At 62.7% G+C, this 20,520-nt stretch carries 14 protein-coding genes; 12 read left to right on the forward strand and 2 right to left on the reverse strand.

All coding sequences use genetic code 11. The features are described from left to right. The first annotated feature begins 288 nt into the window (after positions 1–288). The 7 genes from HWX31_RS02880 to HWX31_RS02910 all read left to right on the forward strand — a co-directional run bounded on the left by HWX31_RS02880 (position 289) and on the right by HWX31_RS02910 (position 10,035). Positions 289–882, forward strand: coding sequence for a fimbrial protein (locus HWX31_RS02880; protein WP_059667227.1), 594 nt, complete (start codon positions 289–291; stop codon positions 880–882). Between the two features lie 53 nt (positions 883–935). Next, entirely contained in the window at positions 936–1,649 is a 714-nt protein-coding gene (locus HWX31_RS02885) for a fimbrial biogenesis chaperone (protein ID WP_174964364.1), read from the forward strand. Between the two features lie 120 nt (positions 1,650–1,769). Next, on the forward strand, positions 1,770–4,274 hold the full coding sequence (locus HWX31_RS02890; protein ID WP_175933867.1) for a fimbria/pilus outer membrane usher protein: 2,505 nt from the start codon (positions 1,770–1,772) through the stop codon (positions 4,272–4,274). A gap of 126 nt (positions 4,275–4,400) precedes the next feature. After that, complete coding sequence (locus HWX31_RS02895) at positions 4,401–5,147, forward strand: fimbrial biogenesis chaperone (RefSeq protein ID WP_174962237.1); 747 nt, start codon at positions 4,401–4,403, stop codon at positions 5,145–5,147. 26 nt (positions 5,148–5,173) lie between these two features. Further along, entirely contained in the window at positions 5,174–6,181 is a 1,008-nt protein-coding gene (locus HWX31_RS02900) for a fimbrial protein (protein ID WP_174962239.1), read from the forward strand. A gap of 136 nt (positions 6,182–6,317) precedes the next feature. Further along, positions 6,318–6,980, forward strand: coding sequence for a response regulator (locus HWX31_RS02905; RefSeq protein WP_059660873.1), 663 nt, complete (start codon positions 6,318–6,320; stop codon positions 6,978–6,980). A gap of 85 nt (positions 6,981–7,065) precedes the next feature. Continuing rightward, positions 7,066–10,035, forward strand: coding sequence for a hybrid sensor histidine kinase/response regulator (locus HWX31_RS02910; protein WP_244143629.1), 2,970 nt, complete (start codon positions 7,066–7,068; stop codon positions 10,033–10,035). A gap of 105 nt (positions 10,036–10,140) precedes the next feature. Here the strand turns inward: HWX31_RS02910 and HWX31_RS34750 are convergent, their stop codons facing one another. Further along, a complete protein-coding gene (locus tag HWX31_RS34750; protein WP_208456070.1) occupies positions 10,141–10,374 on the reverse strand; it encodes a hypothetical protein in 234 nt (77 codons plus the stop codon). Between the two features lie 656 nt (positions 10,375–11,030). Here HWX31_RS34750 and HWX31_RS02920 point away from each other — a divergent pair. The 5 genes from HWX31_RS02920 (at position 11,031) to HWX31_RS02940 (ending at position 18,337) form a co-directional block, all read left to right on the forward strand. After that, positions 11,031–13,802 carry a type VI secretion system Vgr family protein gene (locus HWX31_RS02920; RefSeq protein WP_174962395.1) on the forward strand — a complete coding sequence of 924 codons (2,772 nt, stop codon included), beginning with the start codon at positions 11,031–11,033 and terminating at the stop codon, positions 13,800–13,802. Positions 13,803–13,804: 2 nt separating this feature from the next. Continuing rightward, positions 13,805–15,298, forward strand: coding sequence for a hypothetical protein (locus tag HWX31_RS02925; RefSeq protein WP_174962243.1), 1,494 nt, complete (start codon positions 13,805–13,807; stop codon positions 15,296–15,298). 44 nt (positions 15,299–15,342) lie between these two features. Further along, entirely contained in the window at positions 15,343–16,434 is a 1,092-nt protein-coding gene (locus tag HWX31_RS02930) for an Imm72 family immunity protein (protein ID WP_244143630.1), read from the forward strand. A gap of 49 nt (positions 16,435–16,483) precedes the next feature. Beyond that, complete coding sequence (locus HWX31_RS02935) at positions 16,484–17,557, forward strand: Imm72 family immunity protein (RefSeq protein WP_174962245.1); 1,074 nt, start codon at positions 16,484–16,486, stop codon at positions 17,555–17,557. Between the two features lie 258 nt (positions 17,558–17,815). After that, positions 17,816–18,337: a hypothetical protein gene (locus HWX31_RS02940; RefSeq protein WP_174962247.1), complete on the forward strand. Its 522-nt coding sequence runs from the start codon at positions 17,816–17,818 to the stop codon at positions 18,335–18,337. A gap of 60 nt (positions 18,338–18,397) precedes the next feature. Here HWX31_RS02940 and acs read toward each other — a convergent pair whose 3' ends face one another. Continuing rightward, positions 18,398–20,458 carry an acetate--CoA ligase gene (gene acs, locus HWX31_RS02945; RefSeq protein WP_174962249.1) on the reverse strand — a complete coding sequence of 687 codons (2,061 nt, stop codon included), beginning with the start codon at positions 20,456–20,458 and terminating at the stop codon, positions 18,398–18,400. Between the last annotated feature and the right edge of the window lie 62 nt (positions 20,459–20,520).

The raw sequence follows: 20,520 nt of genomic DNA on the forward strand, positions 1-20,520 counted from the left end.
CAACGCGATGAAGCAGCTCGGAGTGGAGAACGACATCGAGCTGTTCAAGTATGCGGGGTGTTCTGACCTGGTAGACGCACGGGGATCGACGAGTTCGATGTCCGGTAGTCATCTGTTCGAGCCATTTGGCCCTGCCTGACGGGTGGGGATTCCATTCATTCCAGTTTGGGGAGGTGTCGAAGGACGCATAGATCCGCAGTAATTTAGTTGTGCAAAAAATATAGCGGCATGCATCCGACTGGAAAGATGCCGTTGGAAATTCTCTCTTAACGATTAAGTGAACTCGAAATGAAAAAGATTGCAATGATGATGTCGGCAGCCGGTTTGGCATTCGCGGCGATGAACGCTGCTCATGCTGCGGATGGCACGATCAACTTCACGGGTGAAATCGTCGCCGCGTCGTGCGGCATCACGGGCGGCAACGGCACGTCGGTGACCGGCGGCAAGGGTGCGCAGTCGATCGACGTCAAGATGGGCAAGATCAGCGTCGACGCGCTGAGCAGCACCGCCGGCGGCGGCATCGCGGGCGGTACCGCGATCAACCTCAGCCTCGATTGCGGTTCGACCGCCAAGGGCCTGAACACGGTCAAGGTGCGCTTCGACCCGGCCAGCGGTTCGGGCGTGGACGGCAGCAACAACAAGCTGCTGAAGACCACCGGCACGGCCAAGGGCGTCGGCATCGGCATCTTCGACGCTGCGGGCACGCTGCTGAACCTGAACGCCAACGAGACGTTCGACGCACCGCTGGTCAAGGGCGGCAGCGAAGAAGCGCCGACCTACACGGCCAACCTCGGCATCCGCGCCGGCTACGTGAAGAACGGCACCGACGTCGAGGCCGGTACCGCCAACGGCACGCTGCCGTTCACGCTGACCTACGAGTAATCCACCCCCGGGCGGGGGCGCGTCCCCGCCCGACCAACGATATCCCATTCGACATGAAACGATTCCACTTTGCAGGGCTGGCCCTGGCCGGTTCGCTGTTGTTGTCTTCGGGCGCTTCGCTCGCTGGCGTCACGCTCGACGGTACCCGCGTCGTGCTGGCCGCGCCGAGCAAGGAGGCGTCGATTCTGGTCCGCAACCGCGCGCCGGCCGACGTGATGATCCAGTCCTGGATGGATGCGAGCGACGGGAAAGCGGACGTGCCGTTCGCGATCACGCCGGCGCTCGGCCGCCTCGGCGCGGAGAAGCAGCAGACGCTGCGCGTCCTCTACTACGGTCAGGGCCTGCCCGCCGATCGCGAGTCGGTGTTCTGGCTCAACGTGCAGGAGATCCCGCAGAAAGCCAAGGACGACAACACGCTGCAGATTGCCGTGCGCCAGCGCATCAAGCTCTTCTACCGCCCCGCCGGCCTGCCCGGCAAGGTCGAGGAAGCGCCTGCGCAGCTTCGCTGGAAGCTGGTTCAACGCGACGGCAAGGCGCAGCTCGAGGTCAGCAACCCGTCGGCTTATTTCGTCTCGCTGGCTTCGATCAAGGTTCAAAGCGGCGGTAAGAACTACGACGCGACGGCGGAAATGGTCCCGCCGTCCGCCACGCGCCATTTCGCGGTCAAGGATCTGCCTGCCGGCGCCGCCGCAGCGGGCGTCAAGGTCCACTTCGAATCGATCAACGACTACGGCGCCGTCGAACCGCACGACGGCACCACCGGTTGACGCCGCCGGTTCAGCAAGTCGTCGCTCCTCAACTTCGTCATCCCCGGTCCCTTGCCGTGGGGAGTGGAATGTTCGCGCTTGCGATGCCACTCGGGAGGTGAATCAACATAGAGAAAGGGTATGGAGAACGTCAGGAAGGAAGTCGATATCTGGACGGCCGCGCAGATCGGCGCGCCGTGCCTTGCGCTGCTCGGCCTGGTGCTGCCGGCGCAGGGCCACGCGGTGGAGTTCAACGAGTCCTTTCTGCGTAAGGGTGAAGGTCCGGTCGAGCTGAGCTATTTCGAGAAGGGCAGCGCGGTGCTGCCCGGCAGCTATGACGTCGACGTCTACCTGAACCATACGCTGGTCAAGCGCCAGGACGTCGTGTTCCGCGCGGACGCCGACGGCGCCGTCAAACCGATGGTCACGCTCGGGCTGTTGCGCACCGCAGGCGTCAACGTCACGCGGCTGGAAAAGGACGGGCGCATCGCTGCGGGCGCGGACGACACGACGATCGTGGACCTGCCCGCCGTGGCGGACGGCGCTTCGGTGGAGTTCGAATCCAATACGCTGTCGTTGAACATCAGCTTTCCGCAGCTGTACGTGTCGCGCACCTCGCGCGGCTACGTGGACCAGTCGCTGTGGGACGACGGCATTCCCGCGCTGTACAGCGACTATCAGGTGAGCTACAGCCGTAACGACAGCCACGGCCACAGCAACGAGTACTACTTCGTCGGTTTGCGCAACGGCTTCAATGCCGGCGGCTGGCGTTTCCGCAACGAATCGACGCTCACCGGCACCACGGGTGCGAAGAGCCGCTTCACCAGCAACCGTACCTATGTCGAGCGCGACATCCGGCGCCTGCGCAGCAAGGTGGCGGCCGGCGAGCTGTATACGTCGGGCGACATCTTCGACAGCGTGCGCTTCGTCGGCGCGCAGATCGGCACCGATCTCGGCATGCTGCCGGACAGCGAAGTCGGCTTTGCGCCGGTCGTGCGCGGCATTGCCGAGAGCAATGCGATCGTGGAGGTGCGGCAGAACGGCTACGTGATCTACTCGACGCCGGTGCCGCCGGGCGCGTTCGAGATCACCGACATCTATCCGAGCGGCTCGAACGGCGACCTCGAGATTCGGATCACCGAGTCGGACGGGCGCGTGCGCCGATTCACCCAGCCGTACTCGTACCTGCCGGTCATGGTTCGGCGCGGCAGCCTGCGGTATTCGTTTTCCGCCGGCCAGTATCGCGTCCAGGGCCAGTCGAGCCCGAAGTTCACGCAGGGCACGCTGGTGTACGGCATGTCCGACAACTTCACCGGCTACGGCGGCATCATCGCCGCGGAAAACTACGTGGCGGCAGCCCTCGGCATCGGCGTGAACACGCGCATCGGCGGCATGTCGCTGGACGTCACGGCGAGCCGGTCGCGCACGTCGGCGGGCACCCGGCAAGGGCAGAGCTTGCGGTTCCTGTATTCGAAGACGCTCCATTCGACCAATACGACGTTCACGATGGTCGGCTACCGCTATTCGACGGACGGCTACCGCACGCTGAGCCAGCACGTCGAGGATACGGACCGTTCGTTCGGGCCGCGCGTCGCGCGTCAGAAAAGCCGCCTCGACGTGAACATCAACCAGCCGCTCGGCAGCGGCTCGATGTTCGCCGGCATCGGCGACACGACCTACTGGAACGGCGAAGGACGCAGCCGCCGCTATCAGGTCGGCTACAGCAACAGCTACAAGAACATCAGCTACAGCGTGTCGGCATCGCACATCCAGGAGTCGGGGCCGTTCGGGCGGCCGGACACGCAGTTCAACGTGTCGGTGAGCATTCCGCTGGGCAAGGCGTCGAGCTCGCATCGCCTGTATGCGAACGCGGTGTCGTCGACGCGCGGCGACTTCAACGTGCAGACCGGCGTGTCGGGTTACCTGAACGACAGCAACACCGTCAACTACGGCGTGCAGGCCGGCTACAGCCGCGACGGCGGCGGCTCGGGCGGCGTCAGCGCGGGCTGGGATACGGCGAAGGCGAAGCTGACCGGCAACTTCACGCAGGATCGTTCGGGCCGGCATTTCGACGCGGGCGCATCGGGCTCCGTCGTCGTGCATGGCGGCGGCATCACGCTCGGCCAGCCGGTCGGCGAGACGTTCGCGGTGGTCGAGGTGCCGAAGGTGCGCGACGTGACGTTCGGCGGATCGCCGACGGTGCGCACCGACCGGCGCGGCTATGCGGTCGTGCCGTATCTGCAGCCGTATCGCCAGAACTGGCTGAACATCGATCCGTCGAGCATCGGCACGCATACGGAGATTACCGACAACGCGAAGATGGTGGTGCCGACGCGCGGGGCCATCGTGAAGACCCGCTTCGAAGCGGAGTCAGGGCGGCGCGTGCAGTTCGAGCTGAGCCAGGACGACGGCGGCAAGGTGCCGTTCGGCGCGCAGGCGTACGACGCGAAGGGCAAGCTGCTCGGCATGGTGGACAACCAGTCGCGCCTGCTGGTGTTCGGCATCGAGGACAAGGGCAGCATCGACGTGCAGTGGGGCGACAAGCAATGCACGATCGGCTACGCGCTGAAGGCGCAGAACACGATGCTGGCCTACGAGCGCGTGGAAACGCAATGCTCCGTGGGAAAGATTGCTGGTTCGAATTGATGCGGCCGGTTGCGAGTGCAAAGCAGACCAGGCGGTGCGCGCGGCCGGGTGATCCATCGAGTGTTTCCGTTTGCCTGGTCGCGCACCAAGTTAAAAGGAGGCGGCGTCTTTCATGCCGTAAATGTCATGCTGAACAGACTGCTTTTGTTTTTGATCGGGCCATCGGTCGCGCTGTTGAAGGCCGCTCTTCTGGCGACAATGCTGCAATCGACTGCCGCCCTGGCAGATATCCATTTCGGCGGTTATACCCGCTTCGTCATGGATGAGAAGAATGGCAGAAAAGGCATCGGGATCGAGAACGATGGAGACGAACCGGTCCTCGTGCAGGTCAATATCGAGTGGGGAAACGAAAAGGCCGGGCGATACCTCCCCATCGCAGTATCCAAGCCGCTGCTTCTCGTCCCGTCACGGCAAAGCGCTTTCGAGGACATCATTTATCAGGGGGAGGGACTTCCGGTTGATCGGGAATCCTACTTCATGCTTTCCGTGACGGAGATTCCGAAGATGCCGGAAGGTACCGACAGCCTCCAGTTCGCTATCCGGCATCATCTCAAGTTCTTCTATCGCCCGCGGCTTTCCATGGATCCGCAAGAGGCGATTAACCGACTTGGATGGGTGCGCAAGCCCGGATCTGCTGTCCCGAACGCGCACAACGATTCGCCTTACTACCTCACGCTGACCGACATCAAGCTGCAGGACAGCACGGGAAATGCCTGCGGGGAGACGCTCCGGCACTGGATGCTGGAACCATACTCCACGACGCCACTGCCCGGCTCCGGATGTGCAACGGCGCCGGATGGTGTCAGCTACGTCTACATCAGCGATAGCGGATTCCAGCACCCTCGCACGTCCGCGCTGCAGTCGGTGCCCTGAATCCATTTGTCACTGGAGAATAGTCAATGAAACTTCATAGGATCCTGTTGCTGGCTGCAGCGCTCATGATCTGGATGCCAAAGAGTTATGCCTTGATCTGTACGCTCGCGAACTCGTCCACGGTGAGTGTTACCACTACTGTTGACACGACGATTGCAGTTCCCAACACGCAGCCGAAAGGAAAGGTTCTCTGGCGGCAGCCCACGCAGACGGCTTCGATGGATTGTTGGGTGGACCTTAACGGCTACCCGGGCGAGTACATCTACTTATACGTCAACCCGAAAGGAGTCTCTCTTGGGGCCGACCTGGAAATCGGCGTCACCTACGAGGGGAAGGACTACCTCTATTCATCCTTGGCGGGCGGGAAGTTGAAGACGAGCATATGGGTCGACGGTTGCGGCGCCAACACGACGTGCGGCTGGCAGAAGGAACGAAAGCAGTTCACCTACTCTATCTTTATTGTGAAGAAGTCACCGGCCGGCACGGCCAAAGAAGGGCCGATGGCTTCGATCGCAGATTACATGGCCTTGCAATTCGATGGACAAGGAGGGGTACGCCCGGGCAATAGCTACAACACGACGGTCAAGGGCCTCAATAAGCTGCGTTATGTCCCTTGCGAGTCGAGAATCACCATTAGTCCCAGCACGATCAAATTCAACGGAATCAGTACCGCCAATCCGGTTCCGAAGCCGGAACAGGTGATCGTGCAAACGCCGTTCACGATTGCCGAGATGCGGACTTGCGCAAGCGGTAGCGCCGTCTATGGGATCAATGCTTTCTTGACCCCGGTGAACGCAACGCTGGCCGACAGCAATACGACACTTGTGCCTTCGGATAATCCTTCTGTCGGCATCAATCTTCTCAGGGCGGGGGAATTAACCGCGCTCACCTTCCAGAAGGAGTTTGTCCTGACGCCACAAACATCGGAACTGTCCAACACGCACCGTTTTCTGGCGAGCCTGAAGTGGCGCACGAGCACGCCGAAACTGGGCAAATTCAATGCCGGCGCGGCAGTGGAAATTTACTATAAGTAGCGGGGACAAGCCTGGAATATGAAGTCGCGTGGCCGGCCGGCGTCGGCCGACTTTATTGAGATAAAATGGAGGGACAGTACGGCATTTGCCTAAAACCTTTCGCGGCGCCGCGTGACGCCGACTCCACGGACGCTCAATGAACGAATTCTCGGTGCGCGTGATCGTTGCGGACGACCATCCGGTGACCGGCCACGGCATCGCGCAGATGCTGACTGACATGCCGATGATCGAAGTCGTCGCGGTCGTCCCGAGCGCCGCCGCATTGATCGAGAAACTCGATGCATCACCGTGCGACGTCCTGGTCCTCGATTACGTGATGCCGTCCGGCGAGCACGGTGACGGCCAGGCGCTGATCGGCTACCTGCACCGTCGTTATCCCGACCTGCGCTTCGTCACCGTTACGATGCTCAATTCGCCCGCCGTGTTTCGCGCGCTGCAGACGCTCGGCGTGCGGTGCATCTGCAGCAAGTCCGATGCGATGTCACATATCGTCGCCGCCGTGCATGCGGCATTCGTGCACGGCCAGTACCTGTCGCCGACGATTGCCGCGCTGCTCGACGATGGCGATCCGTCGGGCGGCAACCCGCTGTCGCAGCGTGAAGCCGAAATCGTCCGGCTGTTCCGCGAAGGGTACAAGGTCACCGAAATCGCGGAAAAACTCAACCGCAGCAAGAAGACGATCAGCGCGCAGAAGCTCACCGCGATGCGCAAGCTCGGCATGAAGCGCGACGCGGATCTGATTCGCTACGAGGGCGCACTCGATCCGGCGAAGTCTGACGCCGGGCCGTCCGGCGATTGACCGGTATCACGAGATGCGTTCGATCGGGGCAAGGTTACGTAGGCTGCGGCAACCGAGGCGTCGACGCGACTTCGATCCGGGCTGGATGCGTGCGTATCAACGTACGCTGCTCGCGGCCGGCGGCGGGACGCTCGGCCTGTTCATCGTGCTGTGCGCGGTGGCGGCGGTATGGATCGACATCGGCGATTTCCATGCGGCAATGCGGCTGCACTTTGCTGCGGAGAAGTCCCGGCTGCTGGTCTGCATGACGGAGAGCACAACCATCCTGAAGCGCATGACGGCGGTGGCGGAAGGCATCTGGGATCCGGGTGCGAAGCCGTCGCCAACCGTTGCTGCGGCGTACGCCGCCCACGCAGGCATCGTCCGTCAGGATCGGCTCGACCCGACGATCGTCTTCGCAGCGCAGGCAGTGCGGGATCGGGCGGGCGGCAATGCGCCGCTGCTTGCGCTGAGCGAGAGACTCTTCACCGCCGGCGCGGAGCGCAAGCAAACGGCTTTCGCGGTGGCGAACTTCTATATGATCGGCCTCGACGGCCGGTTCGTCGGCACGCTGCTGCGCGTCGCGCCGGGCGAGATGCCGCCGCGCGACAGGCTCGACGACCTGCCGGGTTCGGTCGCACGCGCGTGGCCCGATGTGGCCGCAATCGTGCGCGACGCGGCCGCGCATCCGGAGCACGCGGCAGACCACGTGATGTGGCTGCCGCCACGCGGCGATCCGGTGACGTCGGAACGCATGGTGCGTCTCGCGAGCTGGGTGCTCGATCATCACGATCGTCCGCTCGCGCTGATCGTGCGCGCCGTGCGTCCGGCCGACGTGATGAGCGCCGTGGGTGTCAACAGCCGGGACGGCGCGCTTGCGGTGATCGATCCGTCGCACGACGTGCTGCTGCAACCGCCGGGCGCACGCAATGCCGATATCACGGACGCGGTGCGGACGCTCGGCAGTGCTCGCCCGAATGCGATGGAGCAGTATCGGCATAGAGGGCGCGTCGTCATTCATGACTCGATTCCGGATACCGACTGGGAACTCGTCCACACGTATTCGATGCGCACCGTCCTGGCCCGCAACGCGCCGCGTCTCGGGGTGATTGCGGCGGTCACGCTGGTCGGTCTTGCGCTGCTGGCCGGCGGACTGATCGTCATCAACCGCCGCATTCTCGTGCCGTCCTATCTGCGCGCCACCCGCCTGCAGGAGAGCGAGCGGCTGAACCGCACGCTGATCCGCACCGCGCCCGTGGGCCTTGCGCTGATCGGCGAAGCGGACGGCCAGGTGCTGCTGCGCAACGAGGTGATGGCGCGTGATGAACACGATGCGCAAGGCGAGACGCTGTCGTCGCGGATCTGGCAACTGTTCGCGCGCTCGCGGCGAGAATGCGCAGCGTCAGCGCGTTCCGCGCCCGTTTCATCGGAAATCGCGTTCAACCGCCAAAGCCAGCCTGCAAGCGAAACGCATCTGCTCGTCAACCTCGTGCGAGTCAAGTATCGCGGCAGGGACGCGCTGCTGTGCACGGCGGTGGACATCACCGCCCGCAAGCTGACCGAGCAATCGCTTGAAGCAGCGCGGCGCGCGGCGGATCAGGCGAATAAGGCGAAGTCGGTGTTTCTCGCGACGATGAGCCACGAAATCCGCACGCCGCTGAACGCGGTGATCGGCAACCTCGAGCTGATGAAGCGCGGAACACTGCCGGACGTGCAGCGCAAGCGTCTGGAGATCGTCGATTCGTCGTCTTCGTCGCTGCTGCATATCCTGAACGACGTGCTCGATCTGTCGAAGGTCGAGGCGGGGCAGTTGCGCATCGACGCGGTGCCGTTCGATTGCGTCGCGTTGCTGAACGCGGTTGCCGATTCGTTCAGGCCGCTGGCGGCGACCAAGGGGTTGCGGCTGGTCTGCGACGTCGCGCCGGACTGGCCGCGCTACCGTGTCGGCGATCCGATCCGCATCAGGCAGGTCGTGTCGAACCTGCTGAGCAATGCGATCAAGTTCACCGAGACGGGGGATGTGACGATCACCGCGCGCGGGCGTCAGGCCGACGGACGCGACTATGTCGACATCGGCGTGATCGATACCGGCATCGGCATTCCCGAATCCGCGCAGGCGACGATCTTCGCGCTGTATCAGCAGGCGGACGATTCGATTCATCGACGGTACGGCGGGACGGGTCTCGGGCTTGCATTGTGCAGGCGTCTGGTCGACGCGATGGGCGGCGAGATTTCGGTGCGCAGCGAACCCGGCGCGGGCAGCGAGTTTCGCGTTTGCCTGCCGTTGCGCGTGACGGAAGTCGAGCCGGGCGACGGCGACGCGAGCGAGGCAAGCGCCGGCGGGCGTTTCGTCGGCGCGGACGGCGCGCCGCTGCGAGTGCTGGTCGTCGAGGATCATCCGGCGAGCGGCTTGATGTTCGCCGACCAGTTCCGCGAGCTGGGCGTCGATGCGACGATCGTCGCGAATGGCGAGCAGGCGTTGGCGGCGTTCGATCGGAACCGCTTCGATTTCGTGCTGACGGATCTGGGATTGCCCGACATGGATGGCTGGATGCTCGCGGACGCAATACGCGAGCGGAACGCGCATGTGCCGATCGTGGCGATGACCGCGCATGCCGGTCCGGACGAGCAGCAGCGATGCGCGGCGGCCGGGGTTCGCGCGCTGCTGGCGAAGCCGGTGACGCTGACGGTGCTGGCGCACGCGTTGAGCGCAACTGCGCACGTCGCGCCGATGGACGAGGAGGCGGGGGACGCGGACGAAATCCGCGCGTTGCCGAAGACGGTGCTGGCGGCGATGCGGGAGGTGACGCACGGATCGCTGGCGTCGATCGACCGGGCGCTGACGGCGCGCGACGCCGAGACGGTGGTGCGTGAGCTGCATTTGCAAAGCGGCGGGTTCCTGTCGGTCGGGCACCGCGTGCTGGCGGAGCTGTGCTCGGGGCTGGAGCAGCTGGTGCGGGATGAAGGGCTCGACTTGTTTGCTGAGTTGTGGCTGTCGTTGCGCGGGGAGTTGATGGAAGCGCTGGAGGCGCTCGACGCGCCGCCGGTCGCCGGGAAGGCCGACACGTCTTCCTGACGACAAATCGGGCCTCGACGGCACGAGGCCCGAAAGGTGCTTTGCCGATGCGGGCAGACCGCTTGCATTCCGTACGCGCGTCTGGCCTTCGGACGGCAACTGAACTCAGTACAGATCCGCGCGGCGCTCGGCAATATCCCGCAGCACTTTCCGATGGCGGCGGCATTCCTCCATGAGCCTGTCGTTCTTCGACTCCTGCGAGAGGGCCAACGTGGTTCTCAAGCCATCCGGTGCGGGGCCGCGCCGTTCGTGCACCCACTCCCGAAGACTCTTCCGATCGGCCGGCGCAGGGCCGAGATCGACAATGGTCGGCGTTCCGGTCGTGTCGAAGTACTGCAACTGCTGCCACCTGTCGGTTTGCGGATCGATCCAGGAAATATATCCCCCGGCAGAACCGCGCGCGGCTTGTCGATCTTTCCATTGAAGCTATATTGCGTTCCCGGCTTGTAGACGGCAAGTAGCGCACTGTCGCCCGGATGTTCCAGATCGACGGAAGGTCGCGCATGACTTGAATATTCAGCGCCGCGACCGCCGCTTCCACAAAAGACGGATCGATGCTTGCCGTCTTGTCGACAAGTCCAACTTGAATGACAGTCATTTTCGTCTCCTGCTGATGATTTTTGAATCTTTTTAAATTCGATTAAGCGCATAAGCCTCCTTGTGAAAAATAGTGGGCAAGATGCTGGCGTCATTTTGGAATGGCATGTTTTATTGAATTATGAAAATGCGCAGCGAGGCGCAGTGAAATTTCGATTTCTGTATTGTCAGCTTTGACAGGTATTCGAACGGCCCGACAGCGCCTGTCATCAAAATGTCGTTCAAGACTTCGCGTCAAGAACGTGACGACGCCTGCCATCGGCGGATGGATGCGTGTGCCTCACTCGTCCCCTCGTTCACTGGGTGTTCTCGTCACGCAGTGCAGTACTGCAGGTAAAATCGCGCCGCATTCATCTGACGCTATCCGAGAGCGTCGTAATAAAAACGAAAGGCTAACAATGAACGTGCAGGACTTGGCTGCCGCGTTGCGAGGCGGCTTGATTCAGCAGGACCGGTTGTTGAGGCTCGATACCCCGCTTGGGCCGAACGCGCTGGTGGTACAGCGGGCCGTCGGGCGTTCGACGATCGGCCGGGACTATACGTTCACGCTGGACGTCGTGTCGCCGGATGGTGCGATCGAATTGAAGCAGCTCATCGCCCAGCCCGCCACCCTCTGGATCCAGCAAGCGACCGGCGAGTATCGCCCGATCCACGGCTACGTCTATACCGCGAGCCGGCTGGGCGCCGATGGCGGCCTCACGACGTACCAGATCACGCTGCAGGCATGGATGCACGTGCTGAAGTTCCGGCGTGACCAGAAGATCTGGATCGACAAGACGGTCGAGGACATCGTGTCCGACGTGCTGAACCAGCACCCGGAGGCTCGCGGCCGGTTCCGCTTTGCCCTGTCGGAATCGTTGCCGAACCGCTCGTACACGCGGCAAAGCGAGACCGACTGGAATTTCGTGCACCGCCTGCTCGAGAGCGAGGGGCTGTTCGGCTACTGGGAACAGGCCGACGACGGCCGATCCCATACGCTGGTCATCACGGATCGGCCGGACACTTTCCCGCAGTTGTCGCCGAAAACCGTTGCATTCTACCGCTCGAGCACGCATGCCGAGGCCGACGCGTTCACGCAATGGTCGGGGACGCGCACGCTGCAAAGCGTCACGCTCACCACACGGACATTCGACTACAAGAGCCCGTCCGTTGCCGCGAACCCGAAAGGCACGATGGTGCCGACGGCCGGAAACCAGGGCGCTTTGCCGAATCAGCTCGAAGTCTACGAATATACCGGCGCGTACGCGTTTCCGGACCAGCAACGCGGGGACAAACTGTCCGGCGTTCGCATGGAGGAGTGGGAGTCGCGTGCGAAGCGGTTCTACGGTGTCGGCGGGATCCGCGCGATGGATGCGGGCCGGCGTTTCGTGCTGACCGACCATCCGGCGCACGACGGCGACAGTGACGCGCAGCGCGAGTTCGCGACGATCGAGGTGTCGTGGTGGATCGAGAACAATCTGCCGGTCACCCGTGCGCCGAGTTTCCCGCACAGCCTGTACCGCGACATTGCCGACGCACGCGCCGGCCGCTCGGCCGACACGTCGTTGCAGGTTTCGCACGCCGACGGCTCCGTCGGCTTCTATCTCGTCGAAGTCGAAGCGCAGCGCGCGACGGTGCCGTACCGCAGCCGATTCGAGCACGCGAAGCCCGATATGCGTCTGGAGACGGCGATCGTCGTCGGGCCGCAAGGCGAGGAGGTCTACACCGACGAGCTGAATCGCATCCGCGTGCGGTTCGTCTGGGATCGCGTGAATCCGGGCAACGAGAACGCGTCGTGCTGGGTGCGCGTCGTGCAGTCGGACAGCGGCAGCGGATACGGCGGCGTGCACATCCCGCGCATCGGCGAGGAGGTGCTGATCGACTACGCTGGCGGCGATTGCGATCGGCCGTTGGCCGTGGGCCGCGTCTATAACGGCGCAGCCAAGCCGCAATGGCATAGCGACGGCATTCTGTCCGGGTACCGGTCGAAAGAGTATTCGGGCAGCGGCTACAACCAGCTCGTGATGGACGACGCGACCGGGCAGAACCGCGTGCAGCTGATGAGCAGCAGTGCGAACAGCCTGCTGCATCTCGGTTATTTGATCGACCAGAACGGCAATGCGCGCGGGGCGTATCTCGGCGCCGGTTTCGATCTTCGATCGGATGCATACGGCGCGGTGCGTGCGAGCCAGGGTTTGTACGTGACGACGCATCCGAAAGCGCCGAACAGCCAGCCGCTCGACGTGAAGGAAGCGCAGCAGCAGCTCGTGAACGCGGAGGGCCTCGTCGAGGCGCTGTCGGGCGTCAGCGAACAGCATCAGGCCGAGAACCTGAAGGACGCGCACGAAGCGCTGCGCGCGTTCACCGACGCGACGCAGGACAGCGCGCCGGGCGCGGCGTCGGGCGGGCGCACGGCGGGCGGCGGCACCGGCAACGCGAACGCGTTCAAGGAGCCGATGATGCTGTTCGGCAGCCCGTCAGGGATCGGGATGTCGACGCAGCAGTCGGTGCATCTGGCGGCCGAGCAGCAGGTGAACGTCGTCAGCGGACAGAGCACGCATATCGCGAGCGGCAAGTCGCTGCTCGCGAGCGTCGCGGAGAAGTTGAGCCTGTTCGTGCAGAACGCGGGAATGAAGCTGTTTGCCGCCAAGGGCAAGGTCGAGATCCAGGCGCACTCCGACAGCATCGAACTGACTGCGCAAAAGAGCGTGAAGCTGCTGTCCGCGACCGAGAAGATCGAGATTGCCGCCGAGAAGGAAATCCTGCTGACGTCGGGCGGCGCATACATCCGCATCAAAGGCGGCGACATCGAAGTCCACGCACCGGGCAAGATCGACATCAAGGGCAGCCAGCACGCATTCAGCGGTCCTGCGGGACAGGACTATCTGCTGCCGATGCTGCCGACGTCGCGACACAACGCCGCGCTGCAGTACCTCTACCACGACGACGAGCCGGTTCAACACGCGAAGTATGTCGCGACGCTGTCGGACGGCAGCACCCGCGAAGGCGTGCTGGACGCACAGGGCCGGATGCATCTGGAAGACGTGCCTGTCGGCAACGTTCAGGTGGTGCTGGGCCCGGATGCGCGCGCTTATGCACGGAAGAATCAGACGAAGAATCCGGACTTCAGGAACGAGTCGCTGTCCGAAGGCGACATCGATTCGCTGATCAAGAAACACGGGGGAGCGTGAGCGTGAGTTGGAGCCTTGAGGATTTCAAACAAACTTCGATGGAAGTGGGGCAATGGTGCTGGGGAACGATGCAGGGGGCGTTCAACGAAAAACAGACCATCAGCCAGATTCTGACCGATGCGGCAATCGGCATGATCCCGGGCGTCGGCGACGTGACGGCCGTGCGCGATCTGCTTGCCGTCAGCATCGGGATGAGCACCGAACCCCGGAAGCGGCATGAAGTTTCGGAGTGGATTTTGCTCGTCGTGCTGCTGTTCGCGCTGATCCCGGTGTACGGCGGCGTGGTCAAGGGCGTGGGGCGGTTGGCGCTGCGTGTCACGGGCGACGCGGCGAAGGATCGGAAGCTGCTCATCGAGGTCGTGCATTTCCTGAACCGCATGGGGCACGGTGATGCGCTCAAGTGGTTGCGCTCGCTCGACGTGCGGAAATACCAGAAGCCGCTGCTCGACAAGCTGAAAAGCTTCTGCGAGAGCATGCATCGCACGATCAAGCAGGTGCTCGACGCGCGAGTCGGCAAGATGCTGCCGAATCCGTGGCAGCTGCAGCTTCAGACGGTCGCGGGCGGATTCGACGAGTTGCCGAAACTGGCCGACAAGATGGTGCCGAAGGCGCTCGATGAACTCGAGAACAAGATTCGGGTGTTGCAGAACACCGCGTATGAAGGGGAGAAGCGGTCGGTCGCGACGGGCGGGAAGCCCAGGGTCGAGCGGGAATCGGAGGCGGTGCTCGAGGAGAAGGTTCGGGTGCGGAAGTTGCCGCAGGGGCGGTACGCTTCGATTCATGCATCGGCTGAAGACGGCGAGATCGTGGCGGCATTACGTGGGAAATTTGGACCTAAAATTGAGGAAGGCTATCCAGATCTTTTCTACAAGAAAGATACGATGCGTGTTTTTGGTGATGAAAAGGTCTTTCTGAGCATAGCCTCGTTCCATGGCGAGATCGCAGCCGTGAACTCGAGTAAGCTGGCAGGAAAAAAGCTGTTCCGGGTGTTCGGCAGGGAGGGCCTTGTCGGTGGTGACTCGAAGGCCGGCGGCTTCGCCACCGCCGCATATTGGGGCGTCGGTGAGGCGCCGAAGAATGCCGAAGCATGGCGCGGACCATGTGCTGTGCTGGATTCATACAATGCGAACGGTTTCATCACGATCGCGCATCTGCCAGACAATCTCGCAGAACTATGGCCTGAGGCGAAGGCGTGGATGGGTAAGGCTGCCGAGCAATACAGCGACGGCGAGCCGCTTCAGCATCTCGAAGGAGGGGCGGAACAGTTGCTCGCCAATTTTGGAGAAGAGGTCGCCACCGCTATTACAAACGTCGGCGAAATAATGAAAAAGCATGACCTGAATTTCGCTCAGAAAAAAATCAAAGGAGTGCTCTTCAAGTTCTACAAGACGAACTGGGAAAACGTTGAAAAAGTGTACGGCTACGGAAAAGCTGCGGAAGATGTGAATGCGGCTGCCACTCGGAAGCTTGCGGAAAGCGAAGTTCGCGCCAAGTGAAGGTTTGCCGCTTCCGAAGCCAATGTAAGTGACGAAATACGCGAGTGATTAAAGCGATGAATCAGTATGACATGCAGGATGATGTCACGCGGCGCAAGGTTTTCTGGTTGCTCCAGCGATTGACGAGCTTGTCCGTTTGGAGAGCAAAGCACAACGCTTTCAAGGAATTTGCCGTTGCGTATGAGACGGCGATCAAGACGTGGATGCCGACCGACCCGGAGGCGATGGAGGCGGACCATCTCACGGCAATCTACGAAATCCTGGGGAATTACGAGAAAGGACTCGATGAACTCGCTCGTGGCTACCGCTATGTATGGAAGAAAGGTCAAGCCCTCGACCGAGTTGTCAATCGATCCAATTATCTCGCCAAGTATTTCTATCGGAATCCGGATTATTGGGAGAGTGGTGGCCAAGTTGCACCTTATCCTCCCAAAGTCGACGCGCTCGCCAGACTGATGCGGGCGTCTCAGGTCCAGATGGAACATGCGCCGCTGGAGGTGTTGGGTCCCGATGACAATTTCGCTCAGCTGAGATCGCCGTGGGCACTATTGGATCGCGATGCGTACAACCAAGGCGCTTACGAACTCCCGTATCCGATCTTCGCTGAAGCCTTGCCCGAAGTTCCCGATTCGCCCGGCCCGGTGATTCGATCCGATCAGAAGGTTCCTTGCGATGGCATCTGGGAGCCGGTCACAATCGAGCAAAATCGTGTACTCGGCATACTGCCGGTCGGTTCCAAATTGTTCGAAAACGACGGGTGCTTCAACTATTTCGTCGCGGATACGGCCGCCCCCAAGCTCGCGCTTCTGGATAAAACTACCTTCAAAGTAACGGCCAGACCTACCCACTGGCGCCTGCTGTGGGAAGACACACGCTACCTGGATGGCGTCATTCCTGATGAATCGCAATACTTCCTCGAACCACCCAGGAAATCGGAACCGTTTGCACCTGAAGCCGTCGCGCCCGTTCGTACCAGCGAGGTCTGCCCGGTGTCCGGCGAGTGGCGCACGGACGAATACGGTGGCAAGACCGTTCAAGTCGAACGCGGCGCGACGATGCCCGACATGCTGGTCCGGGACAACCTTGGCGAGTTGAAGGCGCACTGGGTGACGTGGCGTCTGGTGAAAAGGGCTTAGCGGTTCAGGCGATGCGCAGGCGGTCTCGTCGGGAGGCGGAGCGACGCCCATGAACGAACACGATATGGAGAGTGACGTCACGCGTCGCAAGGTTTTCTGGTTGCTCCAGCGCTTGACCAGTTGGTCGCTCTGGAAAGCCAAATACGACGCCTTCAAGGTATTCGCGGATGCGTACGAGACCGCGATCAAGACGTGGCCGGCGAACGATCCGGACGTCATGGAGGCGGACCACCTCAAGACCATTTATGAAATCCTGAACTGCTACGACAAGGGGCTCGCCGAGCTTGCGCATGGCCGCCGCTTCGTCTGGCGCGCAGGGCAAGCACTCGAACAGGCAATCGATCGATTCGACGAGCTAGGCGGCTACTTTTACCGCAATCCGAATTACTGGGAGCGCGGTCAGACCGAGCCCTATCCTCCCAAGGTCGATGCACTTTACAAGCTGATGCGTGCGTCCCAATTTCAGATGGATCACGCGCCACTGGAAGTAAGGTCGAACTTTCGCTTCGCGCGTTTGAGATCGCCTGACGCACTGTTGGATCCTGCTGACTACAAGCACGGGTTCTATGAGCTTGCTTACCCGACATTTCCCGAGATCTTGCCAGGTGTACCCGATTCGTTTGGACCGGTAATTCAGTCCGGTCAGACGGTTCCGTGCGACGGCATCTGGGAGCCCGTCACCATCGAGCAAAGCCGCGTACTCGGTGTCATTCCGATTGGTGCAAAACTGTTCGAAAGCGACGGCTGTTTCAATTACTTGATCGCTGACACCGAAGCGCCCAATCTCTCGCTTCTCGATGCGGCGAACTTCACCGTCGTACCCAGACCTACCCACTGGCGCCTGCTGTGGGAAGACGCACGCTACCTGGACGGCGTCATCCCTGACGAATCGCAATACTTCCTCGAACCGCCCAGAAAATCGGAACCGCTGGCACCTGAAGCCGTCGCGCCCGTTCGTACCAGCGATGTCTGCCCGGTTTCCGGCGAGTGGCGCACGGACGAATACGGTGGCAAGACCGTTCAAGTCGAACGCGGCGCGACGATGCCCGACATGCTGGTCCGGGACAACCTTGGCGAGTTGAAGGCGCACTGGGTGACGTGGCGTCTGGTGAAAAGGGGGTAGAGCTGAACACTATCTCGCAGCGCCCGAACGGTCAGCCCCGCCCGTTTTGCGAGCGCTCCGATTTTCAACGGCATCGCCATTCCTCCGCGTGAACCGCAAGTCCGTTTATCGAAATGTTCACAACCCTGACAGGGATTTGCACAGCCCGACGGAACCTGTCATCAAAATGTCGTTCAAGACTCCCCGCCGCATGCCGATAAATCACGTGTAGATCCAGGTTCATCGCGCACGACATAAAAAAACGCATCCGGGGGTAACGTGGCAGAGTGCAGCAACTGCGGCAAGACATTCTTCATCGGCGGCCAGACGATCGACCGTCACCGCTATTGCGGCGAGCAATGCGCGCAAGCGCACTCGGTGCTCGTCGTCGCCGAGCGCCTGCCCGCGGTCACGGTGCATCAATACGTCGACGACTGCCGCCACGGCCCATGCCCGATCTGCAAGCGCGAGGACGGCCCCATCGACGTCCACGCGGTCCATCGCGTGGTGTCGCTGGTGTTCGTCACGCAATGGGCGACGCGCCGTCATGTCTGCTGCCGGCGCTGCGGCCGCAAGAAGCAGGCGATGGCGATTCTCACGTCCGCCGTCTGCGGCTGGTGGGGGCTGCCGTGGGGCGTCGTGCTGACGCCGATCCAGATCGTGCGCAACGTGCTCGGTTTCGCGCGGCGCGAGCCCGCGACAGCGACGCAGCAATTCGAGCAGGCGGTGCGGCGCAAGCTGGCCGCGCATCACCTGCGGCGCGCGCAGCAGCCCGTCGAGCCGAGGCCGGAGATGGCATGACGGCATCCCGTCGTGCCCGCACGACGAGATGCCGATCGATCGAAGTCCTCTCGATTATTTTTACTTCACGAGCGTCCTCAGGCTGTCGACGATCTCCGGGTTGGCGAGCGTCGATACGTCGCCGGGGTCCTGATGGTTCGACAGCGCCGCGAGCACGCGCCGCATGATCTTGCCCGAGCGGGTTTTCGGCATGTCCGGGACGATCAGCACCCGGTGCGGCTTCGCGATCGAGCCGATCCGCTCGACCACCGATTCCGACACCAGCCTGGCGAGCTGCTCCGACGCTTCCACGCCGGGCTTCAGCGACACATAGAGCTCGGGCACCTTGCCCTTGATCTCGTCGGCGACCGGCACGACCGCCGCCTCGACGACGTCGGGAACCAGCAGCGCCGCCGACTCGATCTCCTTGGTGCCGAGCCGGTGGCCCGCGACGTTGATCACGTCGTCGATGCGGCCGAGAATCCGGAAATAGCCGTCCGCGGCATCGACGGCGCCGTCGCCCGCCATGTACGGCCAGTCGCGCCAGTCCTTGCTGTTCCGGTCGCGGCAGTAGCGGCTGTAGTACGTCTGCACGTAGCGCTCCGGGGCCTTCCAGATGGTCTGGAACGCGCCCGGCCACGGGTTGCGGATGCAGATGTTGCCGGCCTTGCCGGACCCCTGCGGCAGCTCGTTGCCGTCGTCGTCGTAGATCACCGGATGAATGCCCGGAATTCCCGGGCCGGCGCTGCCGGGTTTCATCTTGTGCAGCGCCGGCACGGTGCTGCACAGGAAGCCGCCCGTTTCCGTCTGCCACCACGTATCGACGATCACGGCCTCGCCCTTGCCGACCACCTTGTGATACCACTTCCACACTTCGGGCTCGATCGGCTCGCCGACGGTCGTCATGTGCTTGAAGTGATAGTGGTACTTCGCGGGCTCGTCCGGCCCGGCGCGTCGCAGTGCACGGATCGCCGTCGGCGACGTGTGGAAGATGTTGACGCCGAGCTGCTCGGCAATGCGCCACGGCCGGCCGGGATCGGGGTAGACCGGCACGCCTTCGTAGATGACCGTCGAGGTCGCGAGCGCGAGCGGGCCATAGACGATGTACGAATGGCCGGTGATCCAGCCGATGTCGGCCATGCACCAGTACACGTCCTCGGGATGGATGTCCTGGATGTATTTCGAGGTCCACGCCACATACGACAGGAAGCCGCCGGTCGAGTGCTGGCAGCCCTTCGGGCGTCCGGTGGTGCCGCTCGAGTACATGAGGAACAGCGGCGCTTCCGCCGGCATCTCGACCGGGTCGATCAACCTGCCGCGGAACCGCTCGAGCGCATCGTTGACGATCACGTCGCGGCCTTCGACGAGCGGCGTCGGGCTCGAGTACTTGCCCGGATAGCGCTGCCAGACCAGCACCTTCTCGGCCGCGTGGCCTTTGCCGGCCGCTTCGGCGAACGCGATGTCCGCCTTTTCCTTGTGGTCGAGCAGCTTGCCGCCGCGGTAATAGGCATCCATCGTGATCAGCAGGCGGCTTTCCGAATCGAGGATGCGGTCGGCGCACGCCGCGCCGCTGAAGCCGCTGAACACCTGCGAGTGAATCACGCCGAGCCGCGCGCAGGCGAGCATCGTGATCGGCAGTTCGGCCACCATCGGCATGTGCAGGGTCACGCGATCACCGGCCTTCAGGCCGAACACGTCGCGCAACAGCGCGGCGAATTCGTTGACGCGGACATAGAGCTCCTGGTACGTGACGTGCTGGACCGCCTCGGATTCGAGTTCGGGCACGAAATGGATCGCGGTCTTGTTGCGGTACTTCGGCAGATGGCGATCCACGCAGTTGTAGCACGCGTTGAGCCTGCCGCCGACGAACCAGCGCCAGAACGGCGGATGGCTCGCGTCGAAGGTCGTCTCCCAATACTTGTACCAGTCGAGCAGCTCCGCGAACTCCTTGAAGCACTCGGGAAACCTGTCGAGGGAAAAGCGCTCGAACACGCCCGGGTCGGTCAGGTTGGCCTGGCCGATGAACGAGGCGGGCGGCAGGAAGTAATCCTCCTCGGGCCAGTGGACGGCGATTTGCGCCTCGGAAACGTCGGCCGCGTGCGATTCGGCGGCAGCGCGGTGCGACGGCTTGTCTCGTGACATGGCAGATCCTCCTTGCTCCCAGGTGCCCGGAGCACGAAGTGAACGTGCTGCCGGCGGCGGCG

The sequence above is a fragment of the Burkholderia ubonensis genome (genome assembly GCF_902833085.1).
Taxonomy (GTDB): Bacteria; Pseudomonadota; Gammaproteobacteria; order Burkholderiales; family Burkholderiaceae; genus Burkholderia; species Burkholderia ubonensis.